Origin of the sequence: Nocardia sp. NPDC050412, from assembly GCF_044458825.1 — a bacterium.
Classification (GTDB): Bacteria; Actinomycetota; Actinomycetes; order Mycobacteriales; family Mycobacteriaceae; genus Nocardia.
The window spans coordinates 525,165-541,521 of the sequence record NZ_JBITIJ010000001.1 but is presented as its reverse complement, the minus strand read 5'-3'; the positions used below and the strand labels follow the sequence as shown (position 1 = coordinate 541,521).

The window sequence follows — 16,357 nt, the reverse complement described above, 5'->3', positions numbered from 1 at the left end:
AGACACACAACGTAGGTGTCTTATTCCTCCCGCAATGCGGCCAAAACAGCGTTCGCGGTCGCCACACCGATGCCGGGCACCTCGGTTATCTGCTCGACGGTGGCCTCCTTCAGTTTGGCAACCGACCCGAAATGCGTAACGAGCGCGGTCCGGCGGGACTCGCCCAGGCCACGCACCGAGTCCAATGCGGATGCGGTCATCCGGCGGGAGCGTTTGCTGCGGTGGAACGTGATGGCGAAGCGGTGCGCCTCGTCGCGCACCCGTTGCAGCAGATATAGCGACTCGCTATTGCGCGGCATGATCACCGGATCGCTCTCCCCCGGCACCCACACCTCCTCCAGCCGTTTGGCCAGACCGATCACCGCGACATCGGTGATGCCGAGTTGGTCGAGGACCTCGACGGCGGCGGCCACCTGAGGTGCGCCGCCGTCGACTACATAGAGATTGGGCGGGTAGGCGAATTTCCGCGGACGGCCGGTGCGTGGATCAATGCCAGGACGTGCGGTTAGTTCGAGATCGCCGTCGGCATGTCCTTCCTCCGGGCCGGATGCCAGTTCCTCGGCCGCCAGTTCGTCGCGTTCACGGCGCAGGCGATAGAACCGCCGCCTGGTCACCTCCGCGATGCTGCCGACATCGTCGGAGCGGCCCTCGCCCGCGGCCTCCTTGATCGCGTAGTGTCGGTACTCGGACTTGCGCGGCAGCCCGTCTTCGAACACCGCCAGCGAAGCCACCACATCAGTGCCCTGCACGTGGCTGATATCCACACACTCGATTCGTAGCGGCGCGCTGTCCAGATCGAGGGCATCTTGAATGTCTTGCAGTGCAGCGGATCTCGAGGTCAGATCGCCCGCGCGCTTGAGTTTGTGCTGGGCCAGCGCCTCCATCGCATTGCGCTGCACAGTTTCGGCGAGCGCCTTCTTGTCACCGCGCTGGGGCACCCGCAGCCGCACCGCCGAGCCGCGCAGTTTGCTCAGCCATTCCTCCACCTGCTCGGCATCGGCGGGCAGTTCCGGCACCAGCACCTCGCGCGGCACCGCAGTGGCGGGTTGTTCGGCCTCGCCGTGTTCGTCCTCGCCCTGTTCGGCCTGCGCGGCCTGTTCGCCGTAGAACTGGGTGAGGAACTGCTCGACCAGCGCGGCCACCTCGCCACCGGCCTCCTGGCCGTCGATGGCGTCGCCGGATTTGTCGACCACCCAGCCGCGCTGACCGCGCACGCGGCCGTCGCGGACGTGGAAGATCTGCACCGCCACCTCGAGTTCATCGATGGCGAAGGCGACCACATCGGCGTCGGTGCCGGTGCCGAGGACGACGGCCTGCTTCTCCAGTGCCCGCCGTAGCGCTTGAACGTCGTCGCGGAGCCGGGCGGCGGTTTCGAAGTCCAGGTCCTCGGCGGCGTCGTGCATCCGGCGCTCCAAATCGCGCACCATGCGATCGGTGCGCCCGGCCAGGAAGTCGCAGAAGTCCTCGACGATCCGGCGATGCTCGTCGGCATCGACGCGGCCGATGCACGGGGCCGAGCATTTGTCGATATAGCCGAGCAGGCACGGCCGCCCGATCTGGTTGTGCCGCTTGAAGACTCCGTTGGAACAGGTGCGCGCGGGAAAGACACGCAGCAGCAGATCCAGGGTTTCCCGAATGGCCCAGGCGTGCGCGTACGGACCGAAGTACCGCACCCCCTTCTTGCGCGCGCCGCGATAGACGAACAGCCGCGGGTACTCCTCGTTCAAGGTGACCGCCAGCACCGGATACGACTTGTCGTCCCGATACCGCACGTTGAATCGGGGATCGAACTCCTTGATCCAGTTGTATTCCAGCTGAAGGGCTTCCACTTCGGTGGAGACCACGGTCCATTCGACGCTCGCCGCTGTGGTGACCATCTGCTTGGTCCGCGGATGCAGCGAAGCCACATCGGCGAAGTACGAATTCAACCTGCTGCGCAGGCTCTTCGCCTTGCCGACATAGATCACACGCCCGTGTGCGTCCCGGAATTTGTAGACACCGGGTTCAATGGGAATCGTGCCCGGCTTCGGCCGGTAGGTCGCGGGATCTGCCACGGATCCAAGCCTATCTACCGGCCCCGACACATCCGCACGGGCGGCTCAGCCGAAGCGGCGGGCACTGGCGACGATCGCATCGCACAGCGCCTGCTCGGGCGCTGACAGGGTCGTGCGACGGCGCATCAAGACGAATTCGAGGTCGCCGAGAACCGGAAGTCGCGGGTCGACGAGGACGCGCAGACCGTCCGGGATCAGGGTTTCGGCATGCACGATGACGCCGAGACCGGCGAGGACGGCAGCGCGCAGGCCGAGCTGGCTGTCGCTGGTGCAGGTCACGCGCCAGGTCCTGGCGTCGCGTTCGAGAGCCTGCAGTGCGATCCGGCGGGTCAGGCTGGGCGGCGGATAGGTGACCAGCGGGACCGGATCGTCGAATTCCGTTGGGGCCGAACGGCCCGCCCACACCAGGCGATCGCGCCAGAGCAGTTCGCCGTGCCGCTCACCGGGCAGGCGTTTGCCGACGACCAAGTCGAGTTCGCCGGTTTCCATGCGGGTTTTGAGGTTTTCGCTCAGGCCGACGGTGAGTTCCAGATCGACCCCCGGATGGGTGCGCTGGAATTCCAGGAGTACGTCGGGGAGTTCGTGGGCCATCACATCATCGGAGGCACCGAGACGGATCAAGCCCGTAAGGGTGGAGTCGGAGAAGTAGCGCTCGGCCGCACCCTGCGCGTCGAGGATGGTGCGGGCGAAGCCGACCATGGCCGCGCCGTCGGCGGTCAGCGCGAGATTGCGGGTATCGCGGCGGAACAACTCGCGGCCCGCGGCCTTCTCCAAACGGGCGATATGGCCGCTGATCGTCGACTGACGCAGACCGAGTATGCGACCGGCGGCGGTGAAACCGCCCGCGCGTTCGACGGCGAGGAAGGTGCGCAGCAGTTCGGGTTCGAACACGCTCCAATTATCACAGTTTGCGTTTATAGATATCGTTCTGAACGCCTACCGCGTTCAATTCGTGGAGTCGTAGGGTCGACGGGTGAAGTTCCTCGCCAAACTCCGTCTCGATGCGTTCATGCTCGGCATCCTGGCCAGCGTCGCGGTTGCCGCGCTGTTGCCCGCGCGAGGCGTGGCGGGCGATGCGCTCGACTGGATCACCAAGGTCGCGATCGGTGTGCTGTTCCTGTTGTACGGCGCCCGACTCGAGCCCCGAGAGGCACTCGCCGGTTTGCGGCATTGGCGATTGCATTCGACGGTGCTGGCGGTGACCTATCTGGTCTTCCCCCTGATCGGGCTGGCGTTGCGCGTGCTGGTGCCGTCGGTGCTGACCGATGATCTCTACACCGGCGTGCTCTTCCTGTGTCTGGTGCCGTCGACCGTGCAGTCATCGATCGCCTTCACCTCGGTTGCTCGCGGGAACGTGGCGGGCGCGGTGGTCAGCGCGTCGCTGTCGAATCTGATCGGCGTCTTCGCGACCCCGCTGCTGGTCATGCTGCTCATGGACACCACCGGCAATGCCACCGTCTCCCCCACCGCGCTCCTCGCGATCGTCGTTCAGTTGCTACTGCCCTTCCTGGCAGGCCAACTCTTGCGCCCCCGGATGACCTGGCTGCTGCGGCATGCCACTGTCACCAGGGCCGTGGATCGCGGCTCGGTCTATCTCGTCGTCTATGCCGCCTTCAGCGCGGGCATGGTGGAACACATCTGGAGCGGTATTTCGCCGCGGGCACTACTGGCCACCGTCGCGGTTTGCGCAGGCATTCTCGCCCTGGTCCTGACGATCACCACCTTCGGCAGTCGCCACCCGAGCTTCTCCCGTCCCGATCAGATCGTCACGGTGTTCTGCGGCTCGAAGAAGAGCTTGGCCACTGGGCTCCCCATGGCCTCGGTCCTCTTCGCGGGACACTCGGTCGGCCTGATCGTGTTGCCGCTCATGGTCTTTCACCAGATCCAGCTATTGACCTGCACGGTCCTCGCCCAGCGCTACGCGCGATCAGCACTCGTGACTGCCGAGCCGGCCGCACAACCCGCCTGATCCGGAGTATTCACCACTCGGCGTCGGTGACCCGGATGTCGAACCACGCCTTGGCCTCTGGTCGCCACAGCTGGTAGACGATCGTCGCCGACGCACCCAGCGCGAACAGGACGACGATCAGCCCGGCCAAGTCGGGGACAGCCTCGACGTGAATCCGCAGCACCGCGACGCACTGCACCGCGGCCGACACGATCGCGACGCGGCGCACCCGCGACCCACGGCCGAGGACCAGTACGGCGAGGCCGAGCACCCAACTGCAGCCGAATTGCAGGGTCGCGGATCTGGCCGCCTCGTCCCCGGCGATCAAGCCCATGACGACCGGATAGGCGAGGCCGAAGCCCGCAAGTCCCAATGCGGCTTCTCTGGCCTCGCGGACCGATTCGGGCAGGCCGACGGGACGCGCCGTCCGCACGGCCGAAGATTCGAAATATGCCTCGGCTTCATCCATGGCCACTCCCCGTCGAGCTTGCGCACCGTGATGTGGTGGGCGTCACAGCAAGCTAATTCAGTTCAGGGACATCGACATTCAGGAACAGCAGAGTGTGTCGTAGGTCACATACTGGATATTAGGCCAGTTCGTGTCGCCGCAGCACCTCGAGCAGACCTTCGGTGCGCTCGACCGTCGGCAACGGATCGACCAGCGCGAAACCGCAGCCCGCCGCTACCGCACCACCATCGGCCACGGCACTGTCGCCGACCATGAGCGCCATTTCGGGACGCACACCGAGTTGTTCCACCGCGGCCAGGAAGATCCGTGGATCCGGCTTCACCGCACCGACTTCGAACGACAGCGTGTGCGCGGCGACGAGCCGATCCCAACCGTTGGCGGCGAACGCCGGGCGGATATCGAAGGCGATATTGCTCACCACTGCGACCGGGATACCCTGTGCCGCAAGGGTTTTCAGTACGGAACCGGTATCCGGGTACGGTGTCCAGACCAGCGGGTCGAGCATCCAGTCGTAAAGCCGCTCGACCAACGCCGGTGTCGGCAGCCCGGCTTGTCGCAGCACCTCGTGGTAGGAGCTTCGGTGCATTGCCGGATCCAGATCCCGCCGCTCCCAGGCCAGCTGGCCCTCGGCATCGAAGACCGCACTGGCACCGACCGGCCTCGTCATCCGATCCAGGATCGCCTCCTGCTGCGACCGGTCCAGGGGTTTGCCATCGGCCCCGACCAGATCGGCCCAGGTTTCATCGGGTTCCAGCCGGAAGAGCGTGCCGGAGAAGTCGAACAACACCGCCTCGATCGCCACCGTGCCAGGTTACCGACGGCTGGCTTCGAGCGGCGACCTCAGCGCTCAATCCCGCAGAAATCGCATCCCAACGGGTGCCCAATGCGATTGCCCACTAACCGTTTTCGCTGAACTCACCAGTGCTGGGCACCGGATTCCACGCGACGCTCGCCGATCGGCGATACAGTGCGGTCCATGAGTGGCACGCGAAGAACCTGGGTCAGCGCCGCGGCGGCGCTCACGCTCATCGTCGGCGTTGTCAGCGGATGTTCATCCGATGACACACCGGCGAACGCGGCGTGTAGTGCGACGCCGAACGGGACCCCGGTGGTCGCGACCTCAGCGGGTGCGGCACCTGGCGCGACCAAGGATTTGAGCACCAATCCGGAGATCGCGACCGGCTACCGATCCGATATGACGGCGGTGCGCACCAAGACCTATGCGGTGTCCACGGCCAACCCGGTCTCTACCAAGGCCGCCTGCGAGGTGCTGAGCAACGGCGGCACGGCCGCGGATGCACTCATCGCGGCGCAGATGGTGCTCGGGTTGGTGGAGCCGCAGGCCTCCGGCATCGGTGGTGGCTCGTTCATGCTCTATTACGACGCGGCCAGCAAGAGCGTGGAGGCGTACGACGGTCGGGAGATCGCCCCGGCGGCGGCGACCGAGAATTATCTGCGCTGGGTCAGCGATACCGATCGGACCGAGCCGAAGCCGAGTGCCCGTGCGAGCGGACGCTCGATCGGCGTGCCCGGCGTCTTGCGCATGCTGGAACTGGCGCATCGCGACCACGGCAAGACCGCTTGGCGGGACCTGTTCGACCCGGCCATCGGGCTGGCCGATCGCGGCTTCCCGATCAGTCCGCGCCTGGCCGGTCAGATCGCCGAATCCGCCAAGGATCTCGCGGTGGACGAGTCCGCGAAGGCCTACTTCCTCAATCCGGACGGCACCCCGAAACGGGCCGACACCCTACTGACCAACCTGGCAATGTCCAAGACTTTGAACGCCATTGCCACCGACGGCGCGAATGCCTTCTATACCGGCGCCATCGCCCACGACATCGTCGACGCGGCCGGATCCACTGCGGGCGGGCGCACCCCGAGCCTCGTCACCGCCAACGACCTCGCCGGATATCAGGCCAAGAAGCGGACCGCACTCTGCACGAACTACCGCGCGCACGAGATCTGCGGTATGCCGAGCCCGTCCTCGGGCGGCATCACCGTCGCGGCCACCCTCGGCATCCTGGAGAACTTCGACCTGTCCGCGCTGAGGCCGGACAATATCGACCGCAACGGCGGCAAACCGAAGGCCGAAGCGGTGCATCTGATCTCGGAGGCCGAGCGGCTCGCCTACGCCGACCGGAACAAGTACGTCGCCGATACGGATTTCATTCCGCTGCCGGGTAATTCGCCGCAGACCCTGCTGAACAGGGATTATCTGAAGCAGCGCGCCGGTCTCATCGATCCCGGCCACAGCATGGGCACCGCGCAGCCCGGCGATTTCGGCCCGGTGCCGCTGGGCGTCGGGCCACAGCCGCCCGAGCACGGCACCAGCCATATTTCGGTGGTCGATAAATACGGCAATGCCGCCTCGATGACCACCACGGTGGAATCGGCCTTCGGATCGTTCCATCTCGTCGACGGATTCGTGCTGAACAACCAGCTCACCGATTTTTCCGCCGATCCGCTCGGCACCGATGGCGCCCCCGTCGCCAATCGCGTGCAGCCAGGTAAGCGGCCGCGCAGCTCGATGAGCCCGACTCTGGTCTTCGACCACAATGCCGACGGCTCCCGCGGCGATCTGACCCAGGTCGCCGGCTCCCCCGGCGGTTCGGTGATCATCCAGTTCGTCGTGAAAGCCCTGATCGGCGTCCTGGATTGGGGCCTGGACCCACAACAGGCGGTCTCCGCGCTCGCCTTCGGCGCCGGAAACAGTCCGGCGACCGGCGTCGGCGGCGAGCACCCCGCCATCAATGCCACCGATAACGGCGATCACGATCCGCTGGTCCGACGCCTGCGCGAACTCGGCCACCAAGTCTCGGTCGCACCCCAATCCAGCGGCCTCAGCGCATTGCAGCGCGACGGCGATGGCTGGATCGGCGGTGCGGACCCGAGGCGCGAAGGCGCCGTCCTCGGCGACACCCGCTGACCTGCTGCTGCTCTATCCGGTCCGCAGCATCGGATAGAGCACCGGCCGATGCGCGAATCGCGGAACAGCGGCAAGGCTGTTCGGCGGCGAGCCGCAATCGGCTAGAAGTAGGCCATGAGCGGATCGTTAGTGAATGCATCGGCGAGTACGCGGGCTTCGGATCTCATGCAATCCGATAGCAATACACCCGCCTACTCCTGCGCGGCAGTATATTTCGCGCCCAGCATCCGCAGCTTGTCCAAGGCCTCGACAGCGCGTTGCTTGTCGTTGGAGCGGATTGCCATGAGGGGGACGTAGTCGTCGTCGACCAGTTCGAGGCGGGCCCAGGACTTTCGGTCCGGAAAGGAGACACCGCGGATGTACTCCCAGGGGAATTCGGTGTCACCCAGGATGTTCCGCACCGAGACGCCGCGCTTGCCGACACGTACGCGCGGCCGGGTCAGTAGGAGCACCGCTGCCGCACCGAGTACGCCGATGCCGATCATCGCGAACTGGTCCGCGAGGCGGAAGTTCACGCCCGTCGAACCGTGACGCAATAGTAAGCCGCCTGCGGTGAACCCGGCGACGAGCAGCACCGCGACGGTCCATGCGGTCCGAACCGCGCGATGCGGCCGCACCTCGAGCTCCCACTCGCCGGAGCTCGATTCGGTAGCCGCGGCCTGGCCTCTACGCCAGATGCGAACGACCGGCATGGTCTACGGCCGCAGAGCGCGCAGCGTCAACGCGGCATCGAGTGCTGCCGCGGCCGCCTGTTCGCCCTTGTTCTCGGCGGAGCCCGGCAATCCGGCCCTGTCCAGCGCCTCCGCCTCGTTATTGGTGGTCAGCACGCCGTTGGCCACGGGCGTACCCGCATCGAGCGATACCCGCGTGAGACCGGCCGTCACCGCATCACAGACGTATTCGAAATGCGGTGTGCCACCGCGGATCACCACACCGAGCGCGACCACCGCGTCATGTGAGCGGGCCAATTCCTGAGCAACCACCGGAAGTTCCATCGCACCCGCGCACCGCACCACGGTGATGTGCTCGACGCCCGCATCCTTGGCCACCTTCTCCGCATTCGCGACGAGGGTGTCGCAGATCTGGGTGTGCCAACGCGAGGCGACGATGCCGAGTTTCAGATCCTTGGCATCCGACAGCTCGAAGCTGGGTACGCCAGTGCCGCTCATGCCCGCGCCTCGCTGGCGCTCGGCTTCGGCATGCGCGATGCACGCTGTGACATGGTTGGCTCGCTGCGCTCGCTCACTGAATTCCCTTCCAGGCTGCGTCGATGTGAGAAATCACTGCGCGGTCTCGCCGAGATCGAGTTCATCCAACCCGATCAGGTCGTGGCCCATCCGGTCCCGCTTGGTTCGCAGGTACCGCAGGTTTTCGGCATTGGCGCGCAACGGCATCGGCACCCGCTCGGTGATCTTCAGCCCATAGCCGTCCAGTCCGACGCGCTTGGCCGGATTGTTGGTGAGCAGGCGCATGGACCGGATCCCGAGATCCACCAGGATCTGCGCGCCGGTGCCGTAGTCGCGGGCGTCGGCGGGCAGGCCGAGCTCCAGATTCGCATCGACGGTATCGTGACCAGAATCCTGCAGCTGGTAAGCCTGCAGCTTGTGCATCAGACCGATGCCGCGACCCTCGTGTCCGCGCATGTAGAGGACCACACCGCGACCCTCCTGGGCCACCATCTCCAGTGCGGCGTCCAACTGCGGACCGCAATCGCAGCGCAGAGAACCGAAGACGTCGCCGGTGAGGCACTCGGAATGCACCCGCACCAACACATCGTCACCGTCATCGATATCGCCGCGCACCAACGCGACATGTTCGACATCGTCGTAGATGCTCTGATAGCCGACGGCCTTGAATTCGCCGTGCGCCGTGGGGATCCTGGCCTCGGCGACCCGAATGACCTGCTTCTCGTGCTTGCGCCGCCAGGCGATCATCTCCGCGATGGAGATCAGCGCCAGATTGTGCTCGTCGGCGAAAACGCGCAGCTCCTCGGTGCGGGCCATATGGCCCTCGTCCTTCTGGCTCACGATCTCGCAGATGACACCGGCAGGCTGCAATCCGGCCATCCGCGCCAGATCGACCGCGGCCTCGGTGTGGCCGGGACGACGCAGCACGCCGCCCTCCTTGGCGCGCAACGGAACCACGTGACCCGGACGGGTCAGATCGTCGGCCTTCGCATTCGGGTCGGCGAGTAGTCGCATGGTGGTGGCACGGTCGGCGCCGGATATACCGGTGGTGATGCCCTCCCTGGCATCGACCGACACGGTGTAGGCGGTGCCGTGCTTGTCCTGGTTCTGCGCGTACATCGGCGGCAGGCCGAGCCGATCGCAGTCCTCGCCTGTGAGCGGCACACAGATATAACCCGAGGTGTAGCGAATCATGAAGGCGACCAGCTCGGGGGTCGCCTTTTCCGCCGCGAAGATGAGGTCGCCCTCGTTCTCACGGTCCTCGTCGTCGACGACGACGACCGCCTTACCGGCGGCGATATCGGCGACTGCGCGCTCGATGGTGTCGAACCTGGTCACGTCTGTTGTGCTCCATCTCGAAATAGGTGCCCCCATACAGTACTGTGCTCAACCTGCCGCACCTGCGGCGCGGCGTGTTCACGGGCCCCTGCTGTCTCGCGTCCGAGCGGTCGAGACATACGACTGCGTCGTATGCGCTTCGGCCACTCGGCTGTGTTCGATGGCCGAGCCTTCGGCGCGGACGCGAGCCGGGCCGCGAGCGGTCGCTCGTAGAATTCGCTCCGTGGTGGCCGCCAGGGTGGGAGCGGCACGTTCAGCACAGCGTCTACTCGCTGTCAGCCGCGCTGTTGGAGGCGTTCGACGTACTTGGCGATGACATCGACTTCCAGGTTCACCGTGGCGCCGACGGCGGCGGCGCCCAGGTTCGTCATGGACAGCGTGGTCGGGATCAGCGAGACCTCGAACCAGTCCTGATTGCCGTCGGCTGCGGGCACGTCGGCGATGCCGAGACCCGAGACGGTCAGCGAGATGCCGTCGACGGTGATCGAACCCTTCTCCACTACATAGCGGGCGATCGCGTCGGGCAGCGAGATCCGCACGACCTCCCAGTTCTCCGACGGCGTGCGCGTGAGCACGGTGCCGGTGCCGTCGACGTGGCCCTGCACCAGGTGGCCGCCGAGCCTGCTGTTCAGCGCGGCCGCACGCTCGAGATTCACCCGTGAACCCGTGCCGAGCCCGCCGATGCTGGAACGGTTCAGCGTCTCCTGCATCACGTCGACGGTGAACGAATCGCCGTCGACCACATCGACAACGGTCAGGCAGACGCCGTTGACGGCGATCGAATCACCGTGCCCGGCATCGGAAGTGACCAGCTTGCCCCGGATCGTCAGCCGAGCGGCATCGGCCAGCTCTTCGGTGGCGACGATCTCGCCGAGTTCCTCGACGATGCCTGTGAACATGCCTTGACTCCCTGTCGCGTGGTTTCTACGGTGCCGAACAGCCGGGATCCGGCGACTATTCCCGCCGGTACGCCGATCCCTCCTCAGCCTAACGACGCCGGGTCGTAGACGGCACCGCGGTTCCAGCCAGCGGGGCGGTGGATACCGGGGGTTCGGCAAGTAGCCGGTAAGCCGACCGCAGAGCACCGCGGCTCGCGCCGAACCAGCGGCAATTATTTTTCGAAGCGAAATATTACGCATCCGTGCGGAAATATCGCTGTTTTCCGGCGACAATAATTTTTCATTACCAGTTCCGGAACCACACGAATGGATTTCATCCGTCGCACATAGTATCTAGCATGTTGTAATACCCAACGGAGACACGATTAGACCAAAACCTTGCGCAGCGCCGAAAAGGATCGCAAGATTGTTATGTAGCTGATTCCTATGCTTCAACTTCGACCCGAGCAGTTCGGTGCGGAACGGTTCTACCCGGTCCGACGTGGCCCGGCGAGTTCGTACCCAGCGAAATCCACCACTCGAGGAAGCCGGAGACAGCAGTGGGTCAAATCAGGTTGGACACGAATGGGGGTGTTGCGTGACCACTCTTGTCGATTCGACGCTCGAAGTTCGCTGCGTGCAGTACCGGAGCGAATTTCATATGCCGGCTTCGATCGACCCGACGTCCCGCCGCATCCTGCTCCATATCGGCACCTATTACGGGGCGATCACGATGCCCGCCGACCTGGGCGAACAGGTGCAGCAGCAGCTCATCCAGGCGCAGATCGCAGCACCGGTTGTGCACCACCCGCGAGCCGAGCGCTGGACCTTCATCACCGGTCCGGCCCGCCCCGATACCCTCAGCGTGGCCGTCTCCGCGGAGCTGTTCCGGATCTACGCGACCGTCGCATGCACGGGGAGTCAGGTCGCGCTGCCCTCACCGGATGACGAGCGCACCGGCTACCGCACCTGGATCCAGCCGCCGGAGAACGCGACCACCCTGCCACCGCTCAGCGCGGTGATCGAGGCGACGCGCGCCATCGGCAGCCGGAAAGTGCCCGCCCGCTAGCAGTTTCGCGACTAGGAGCTGCGCAGCGCCGCGGCTTGCTGCCGCAGCTTTTCGACGGTCGCACCCGGGTCGGCGGTGTTGTAGATCGCGGATCCGGCGACGAAACAATCGATGCCTGCCTCTGCGGCGGCCTCGATCGTATCGGCATTGATGCCGCCGTCGATTTCCACGATCAAACGCAGTTCGCCCGCGTCCACCAGTCGGCGCACGATTCGCGCCTTTTCCAACACATGTGCAATGAACGACTGTCCGCCGAAGCCCGGCTCCACGCTCATCACCAGCAGTGTGTCGAAGTGGCGCAGGATTTCCAGATACGGCTCGATCGGCGTATTCGGCTTCACCGAAAGACCGGCCTTGGCACCGGCCGCGCGAATATCGCGCGCGACCGCGATCGGATCGTCGGTCGCCTCGGCATGGAAGGTGACGTTGTACGCACCCGCCTCCGCGTAGGGCGGAGCCCAGCGGGCCGGATCCTCGATCATCAAATGGCAGTCGAGCGGAATGTCGGTGGCCTTCAACAGACTTTCGACCACCGGAAGCCCGAGGGTGAGATTCGGCACGAAGTGTGCGTCCATCACATCGACATGCAACCAATCGGCGCCATGCACCGCGTTTGCCTCATCCGCGAGGCGTGCGAAGTCGGCGGAGAGGATGGATGGGGCGATCATCGGCGTGGGCGGGCGCGTAAACGTCGAACTGGACACATCGCGGGAGCTTACCGGTACCTAGGGTTGCTCCGGCCGGGAGTGGGTAGCCTGCATAGGGTGATCAACATTTCGGCGGAACAGGGGCTCTACAGCACCCCGGTGGAGATTCGGGTGGCTGCGTCGGTGACGCAGCTGCCGATCGTGCGCGGGCTCGCCGAAACACTGGTGCTGCTCAGCGATTTCACCCTCGACGAGGTGGCCGATGTCCGGCTGGCCGTTGACGAGGTGTGCTCGACGCTGATCGCGGTCGCGGCACCGGCGACCAGCCTGCACTGCCGGTTCACCGTGGGTGACACCGAATTGCTCGTCAAGGTGACCGGCCTAGCCGGGACGGAGGGGCTGCCGGATCAGCGCAGCTTCGGCTGGCATGTACTGCGCACCCTCACCGATGAAGTACAAGCGACACAGGACCCGTTCGACTCGGCCGCATCCGGATATCCGACGACGGTGGAGTTCCGTCGGGTCCGGGGGAAAGCGTAGTGGCGGACGAGAACACTGTGTCCGACGCCGAGCAGAACGACGCCGAACCCGTGCTGACCGAAGAAGCCCAGGACGACGCCGAACCCGTGCTGACCGAAGAAGCCGCAGAGGAAGTCGAAACCCTACAGGCGTCCGGCGCGGGGTACGACGATGTCGGCGCGCTGTTCGAGCAGCTCGCCGCAAGTAAACCGGGCACCGCGCGGCATACCGCACTGCGTGCAGAGCTGATCGGCCGGTGCATTCCGCTCGCGGATCACATCGCCCGCAAATTCAGTGGGCGCGGTGAGCCGTTCGACGATCTCACGCAGGTCGCGCGGGTCGGTTTGGTGCATGCGGTGGACCGTTTCGATATTTCGCGCGGCTCGAATTTCCTGTCCTTCGCGGTGCCGACGATCATGGGTGAGGTGCGTCGCTATTTCCGCGACAACACTTGGGCCATGCGGGTACCGAGACGGGTGAAGGAGACCCATCTGCGCATCGGCGCGGCCATCGACGCGCTCTCGCAAACCCTCGGCCGCTCCCCGACCGCGAAAGAGATTGCGGCCGAACTCGATGTGGATCCCGACGAGGTGACCCAGGCCGTCATCGCGGGCAACGCCTACCAGCCGAGCTCGATCGACGCCGCCTCACTCGGTCGCGATACCGAGGCATCGCTGCTCGACACCCTCGGCGAGGAGGAGTCGCAATTCGACCGGGTCGAGGAGTATGTCGCGATCCGTCCGCTGCTCGCCGGACTCCCGGAACGCGAACGCCGCATCCTCACCATGCGGTTTTTCGAATCGATGACGCAGACCCAGATCGCCCAGCGGATGGGGATCTCGCAGATGCACGTCTCGCGCATTCTCGCGAAGACCCTTGCCCGTCTGCGCGAACAGTCGGCCCGCGACTGAGTAGCCTCAGCGTGCCTGTTGTTTGCGAAGTTTCGCGGGCGCCGTCAAGCACCAGGCGGCGTCGAGCAGTTCGCGGAGGTGATCGGGCTCGATCCGGTCGAGGTCGATGAGGATGTAGGGGTATCCGTCGTAGTGCGGGGTGGTGTAGAAGGCCGGATCACCGGAGGTGAGCATGGCATCCTTCTCCGCCATCTCGCACAGCAGTACGAGTCCGCCCTCGGCCTCCGACCGCAACCGCGCGAACCCCTTTCCGCTCACCTTCAGCGCGGGACTGCGCCACCACGTCGACTCCGCCACCTCGGGAAGTTCGGTGGCCAGCGCCACCACCTGCTGCCATGTCATCGCCACGCGATTCAGTCTGCGCCGCCGACGCGCCTGCGGCTTGGACGAATGTCGCCTCGGAGTGTGGACCTCCTGTGGTCTTTTCGGGCCGACCGATGCAACGGCCGACAACAATGATGTGCGACGACCCGAACCGCGACATGGCTCGCTACCGGTCCGACTGCCAGAGGGCGATCCTGGCAGGTCGCCGGACCCGCCTCGGAGCAGGTGCTACTCGAGAGGCTTCCGCAGGGCGGCGAGGAACATGGCGTCGGTGCCGTGGCGATGTGGCCAGAGTTGGGCGCCGGGGCCATCGCCGATATCGGTGACGCCGGGCAGGAGCTCGCGGGTGTCGAGTTGGATGGCGTTGGTGCGGCGGGCCGCGTCGGCGACGACGGCGACGGTCTCCAGGAGATGGGGGGAGCAGGTCGAGTAGAGGACCACGCCGCCGGGGCGCAGGAGATCCCATGCGCCGGCGAGGAGTTCGCGTTGCAGGACAACCAGTTCGGCGACATCGGAAGGGGTACGCCGCCAGCGGGCCTCTGGGCGGCGACGCAGTGCGCCTAGGCCGGTGCACGGTGCGTCGACGAGGATGCGGTCGTAGCCAGGGGCGAGGCCGCTGTTGCGACCGTCGGCAACGTGCACGTCGACGGGTAGGTCGCGGACCGTCTTGCGGACCAGCTCGGCGCGGTGTTCTGCCGGTTCGACCGCGTCGACGCGATGGCCGTCTATTGCGGCGATCGCACCGAGCAGGGCCGCTTTGCCACCGGGTCCGGCGCACAGATCGAGCCAGCGGCCGTTGTCCGTACCTTCCAGTTCTGCTCGGGTCAGCGCGAGTGCAACGAGTTGACTGCCCTCGTCCTGTACTGCCGCCATACCTTCGCGGACCGGCTCCAGCTTGCCGGGATCGCCGCCGCCGTCGAGGTAGACCGCGTACGGCGACCACTTGCCCTCTTCACCGCCGGTCACCAGTGCCAGTTCCTCAGCGGTGATATCGCCGGGACGAGCCACCAGATGCACGATCGGTCGAGCATCATCGGCCGCCAGCACATCCCGCAGTTCCCCGGCCCGAGCGCCGAGCGCATCCGCGAACACCTGCGCGATCCAGACCGGATGCGCGAATTCGAATGCCAACCGGCCCACCGGATCTCGCGGCGCGAGTTCGTCCACCCAGGCATCGACGGACTTCTCCCCCGCCCGCCGCAGCACGGCATTCACGAAACCCGCTTTGCCCGCGCCGAATTCCGTGCGCGCCAATGCCACCGAGGTATCCACCGCCGCATGCGCCCCGATCCGGGTCCGCAGCAACTGATACACCCCGAGCCGCAGCACATCCAGCAGCGGCCCATCGATTTCGTCAACCGGCCGCCCAGCACCCGCCGCGATCACCGCATCCAGCAGCCCGAGCGAACGGCAGGTCCCGTAGGTCAGCTCGGTCGCCAACGCCGCATCCCGCCCCGAAATCCGCCGCTCCCGCAGCAACCCTGGCAGCACAAGATTCGCGTAAGCCTCCCGCTCCCGCACCGCCCGCAACACATCCCGCGCCACGAGCCGCACCGGATCGCCGTGTGCTACCGAATCCTTTTGCCGCCCACGGCCTTTCGTTGCATCGACAGGCCTGTCCGAAGCGCCACCGGCTCGGCCTGCCGCTGCAGCCGAACCCCGCGCAGGATTCGAACGCCGCTCAGCACCACCCGCAGCCTGTCGCCCCTCGTTCGATCCGGCCGAACTGGACTTCGCCGGGCGGTTGGCCCGCCGCTGCCCGCCGGACGCCGCATCTCTCTCACCCCGCGCACGTCGGTCATTGCCAGACCGACTCGCGTCCCGGGGGCTGTCATCCCGTGCCGAAGACCGCCTCGTGGCATCGCCACGCCTCTCCGGATCGTCCTGTCCGCCGACTCCTCGGCCCTGCCATCCACCGCGCACCGAGCCTTTGCCCTGCGCCGAGCGCGAACCTTTGCGCTGCGACGAACCGTCCCCCGATGATGCGGACTTGCGCTGTTCGGTCATATTCCGCCGCTCTGATCGGGGCCGTGGCGCATCGCCACGGGTCTGGTCGGTGCGCCACGGTCGAGCTTCGTCGTCGCGCC

The 16,357-nt window shown here is 66.0% G+C and carries 16 protein-coding genes; 5 read left to right on the top strand and 11 right to left on the bottom strand.

Going from position 1 to position 16,357, the window contains the following annotated elements:
- Positions 1-20 precede the first annotated feature (20 nt).
- The gene (uvrC, locus tag ACIBI6_RS02535; protein WP_396955077.1) at positions 21-2,054 is read right to left on the bottom strand and encodes an excinuclease ABC subunit UvrC; all 2,034 of its coding nucleotides are present in this window, start codon (positions 2,052-2,054) and stop codon (positions 21-23) included.
- Positions 2,055-2,099: 45 nt separating this feature from the next.
- On the bottom strand, positions 2,100-2,945 hold the full coding sequence (locus tag ACIBI6_RS02530) for a LysR family transcriptional regulator (RefSeq protein ID WP_364340258.1): 846 nt from the start codon (positions 2,943-2,945) through the stop codon (positions 2,100-2,102).
- A gap of 82 nt (positions 2,946-3,027) precedes the next feature.
- Between ACIBI6_RS02530 and ACIBI6_RS02525 the strand changes: the two genes are divergently transcribed.
- Positions 3,028-4,023, top strand: coding sequence for a bile acid:sodium symporter family protein (locus ACIBI6_RS02525; RefSeq protein WP_396955076.1), 996 nt, complete (start codon positions 3,028-3,030; stop codon positions 4,021-4,023).
- Positions 4,024-4,033: 10 nt separating this feature from the next.
- Here the strand turns inward: ACIBI6_RS02525 and ACIBI6_RS02520 are convergent, their stop codons facing one another.
- The gene (locus ACIBI6_RS02520; protein WP_364340254.1) at positions 4,034-4,471 is read right to left on the bottom strand and encodes a hypothetical protein; all 438 of its coding nucleotides are present in this window, start codon (positions 4,469-4,471) and stop codon (positions 4,034-4,036) included.
- A gap of 118 nt (positions 4,472-4,589) precedes the next feature.
- Positions 4,590-5,273 (bottom strand): HAD family hydrolase, encoded by a 684-nt coding sequence (locus ACIBI6_RS02515; RefSeq protein ID WP_396955075.1) that lies wholly within the window; start codon positions 5,271-5,273, stop codon positions 4,590-4,592.
- Between the two features lie 174 nt (positions 5,274-5,447).
- Between ACIBI6_RS02515 and ACIBI6_RS02510 the strand changes: the two genes are divergently transcribed.
- A complete protein-coding gene (locus ACIBI6_RS02510; protein WP_396955074.1) occupies positions 5,448-7,397 on the top strand; it encodes a gamma-glutamyltransferase family protein in 1,950 nt (649 codons plus the stop codon).
- A 191-nt stretch (positions 7,398-7,588) separates the two neighbouring features.
- On the opposite strand, the gene ACIBI6_RS02505 is transcribed toward ACIBI6_RS02510, so the two are convergent.
- The 4 genes from ACIBI6_RS02505 to ACIBI6_RS02490 all read right to left on the bottom strand — a co-directional run bounded on the left by ACIBI6_RS02505 (position 7,589) and on the right by ACIBI6_RS02490 (position 10,821).
- Positions 7,589-8,089, bottom strand: coding sequence for a PH domain-containing protein (locus ACIBI6_RS02505; RefSeq protein ID WP_364340248.1), 501 nt, complete (start codon positions 8,087-8,089; stop codon positions 7,589-7,591).
- A gap of 3 nt (positions 8,090-8,092) precedes the next feature.
- On the bottom strand, positions 8,093-8,566 hold the full coding sequence (ribH, locus tag ACIBI6_RS02500) for a 6,7-dimethyl-8-ribityllumazine synthase (protein WP_364340246.1): 474 nt from the start codon (positions 8,564-8,566) through the stop codon (positions 8,093-8,095).
- Positions 8,567-8,677: 111 nt separating this feature from the next.
- The gene (locus tag ACIBI6_RS02495) at positions 8,678-9,922 is read right to left on the bottom strand and encodes a bifunctional 3,4-dihydroxy-2-butanone-4-phosphate synthase/GTP cyclohydrolase II (protein WP_040692104.1); all 1,245 of its coding nucleotides are present in this window, start codon (positions 9,920-9,922) and stop codon (positions 8,678-8,680) included.
- A 275-nt stretch (positions 9,923-10,197) separates the two neighbouring features.
- Complete coding sequence (locus ACIBI6_RS02490) at positions 10,198-10,821, bottom strand: riboflavin synthase (protein ID WP_364340244.1); 624 nt, start codon at positions 10,819-10,821, stop codon at positions 10,198-10,200.
- Between the two features lie 640 nt (positions 10,822-11,461).
- On the opposite strand from ACIBI6_RS02490, the gene ACIBI6_RS02485 reads away from it, so the two are divergent.
- Positions 11,462-11,869 carry a hypothetical protein gene (locus tag ACIBI6_RS02485; protein ID WP_364340242.1) on the top strand — a complete coding sequence of 136 codons (408 nt, stop codon included), beginning with the start codon at positions 11,462-11,464 and terminating at the stop codon, positions 11,867-11,869.
- 11 nt (positions 11,870-11,880) lie between these two features.
- Here the strand turns inward: ACIBI6_RS02485 and rpe are convergent, their stop codons facing one another.
- Complete coding sequence (gene rpe, locus ACIBI6_RS02480; protein ID WP_364340722.1) at positions 11,881-12,537, bottom strand: ribulose-phosphate 3-epimerase; 657 nt, start codon at positions 12,535-12,537, stop codon at positions 11,881-11,883.
- A gap of 96 nt (positions 12,538-12,633) precedes the next feature.
- Here rpe and ACIBI6_RS02475 point away from each other — a divergent pair, with 96 nt between their 5' ends.
- Complete coding sequence (locus ACIBI6_RS02475; protein ID WP_364340241.1) at positions 12,634-13,056, top strand: anti-sigma factor; 423 nt, start codon at positions 12,634-12,636, stop codon at positions 13,054-13,056.
- A gap of 86 nt (positions 13,057-13,142) precedes the next feature.
- Positions 13,143-13,946, top strand: a complete 804-nt coding sequence (locus tag ACIBI6_RS02470; protein WP_396955257.1) for an RNA polymerase sigma factor SigF — start codon at positions 13,143-13,145, stop codon at positions 13,944-13,946.
- Positions 13,947-13,952: 6 nt separating this feature from the next.
- On the opposite strand, the gene ACIBI6_RS02465 is transcribed toward ACIBI6_RS02470, so the two are convergent.
- Both ACIBI6_RS02465 and ACIBI6_RS02460 read right to left on the bottom strand, forming a co-directional pair.
- Positions 13,953-14,288, bottom strand: coding sequence for an MmcQ/YjbR family DNA-binding protein (locus tag ACIBI6_RS02465; RefSeq protein ID WP_364340720.1), 336 nt, complete (start codon positions 14,286-14,288; stop codon positions 13,953-13,955).
- 210 nt (positions 14,289-14,498) lie between these two features.
- Positions 14,499-15,815, bottom strand: a complete 1,317-nt coding sequence (locus tag ACIBI6_RS02460; RefSeq protein WP_396955073.1) for an RsmB/NOP family class I SAM-dependent RNA methyltransferase — start codon at positions 15,813-15,815, stop codon at positions 14,499-14,501.
- Between the last annotated feature and the right edge of the window lie 542 nt (positions 15,816-16,357).

Coding starts and splice junctions, on each gene's coding strand:
- ACIBI6_RS02485 (WP_364340242.1), top strand. CDS start 11,462: ATGCCGGCTTCGATCGACCCGACGTCCCGCCGCATCCTGCTCCATATC.
- ACIBI6_RS02520 (WP_364340254.1), bottom strand. CDS start 4,471: ATGGATGAAGCCGAGGCATATTTCGAATCTTCGGCCGTGCGGACGGCG.
- ACIBI6_RS02465 (WP_364340720.1), bottom strand. CDS start 14,288: ATGACATGGCAGCAGGTGGTGGCGCTGGCCACCGAACTTCCCGAGGTG.
- ribH (WP_364340246.1), bottom strand. CDS start 8,566: ATGAGCGGCACTGGCGTACCCAGCTTCGAGCTGTCGGATGCCAAGGAT.
- ACIBI6_RS02490 (WP_364340244.1), bottom strand. CDS start 10,821: ATGTTCACAGGCATCGTCGAGGAACTCGGCGAGATCGTCGCCACCGAA.
- ACIBI6_RS02510 (WP_396955074.1), top strand. CDS start 5,448: ATGAGTGGCACGCGAAGAACCTGGGTCAGCGCCGCGGCGGCGCTCACG.
- ACIBI6_RS02505 (WP_364340248.1), bottom strand. CDS start 8,089: ATGCCGGTCGTTCGCATCTGGCGTAGAGGCCAGGCCGCGGCTACCGAA.
- rpe (WP_364340722.1), bottom strand. CDS start 12,537: ATGATCGCCCCATCCATCCTCTCCGCCGACTTCGCACGCCTCGCGGAT.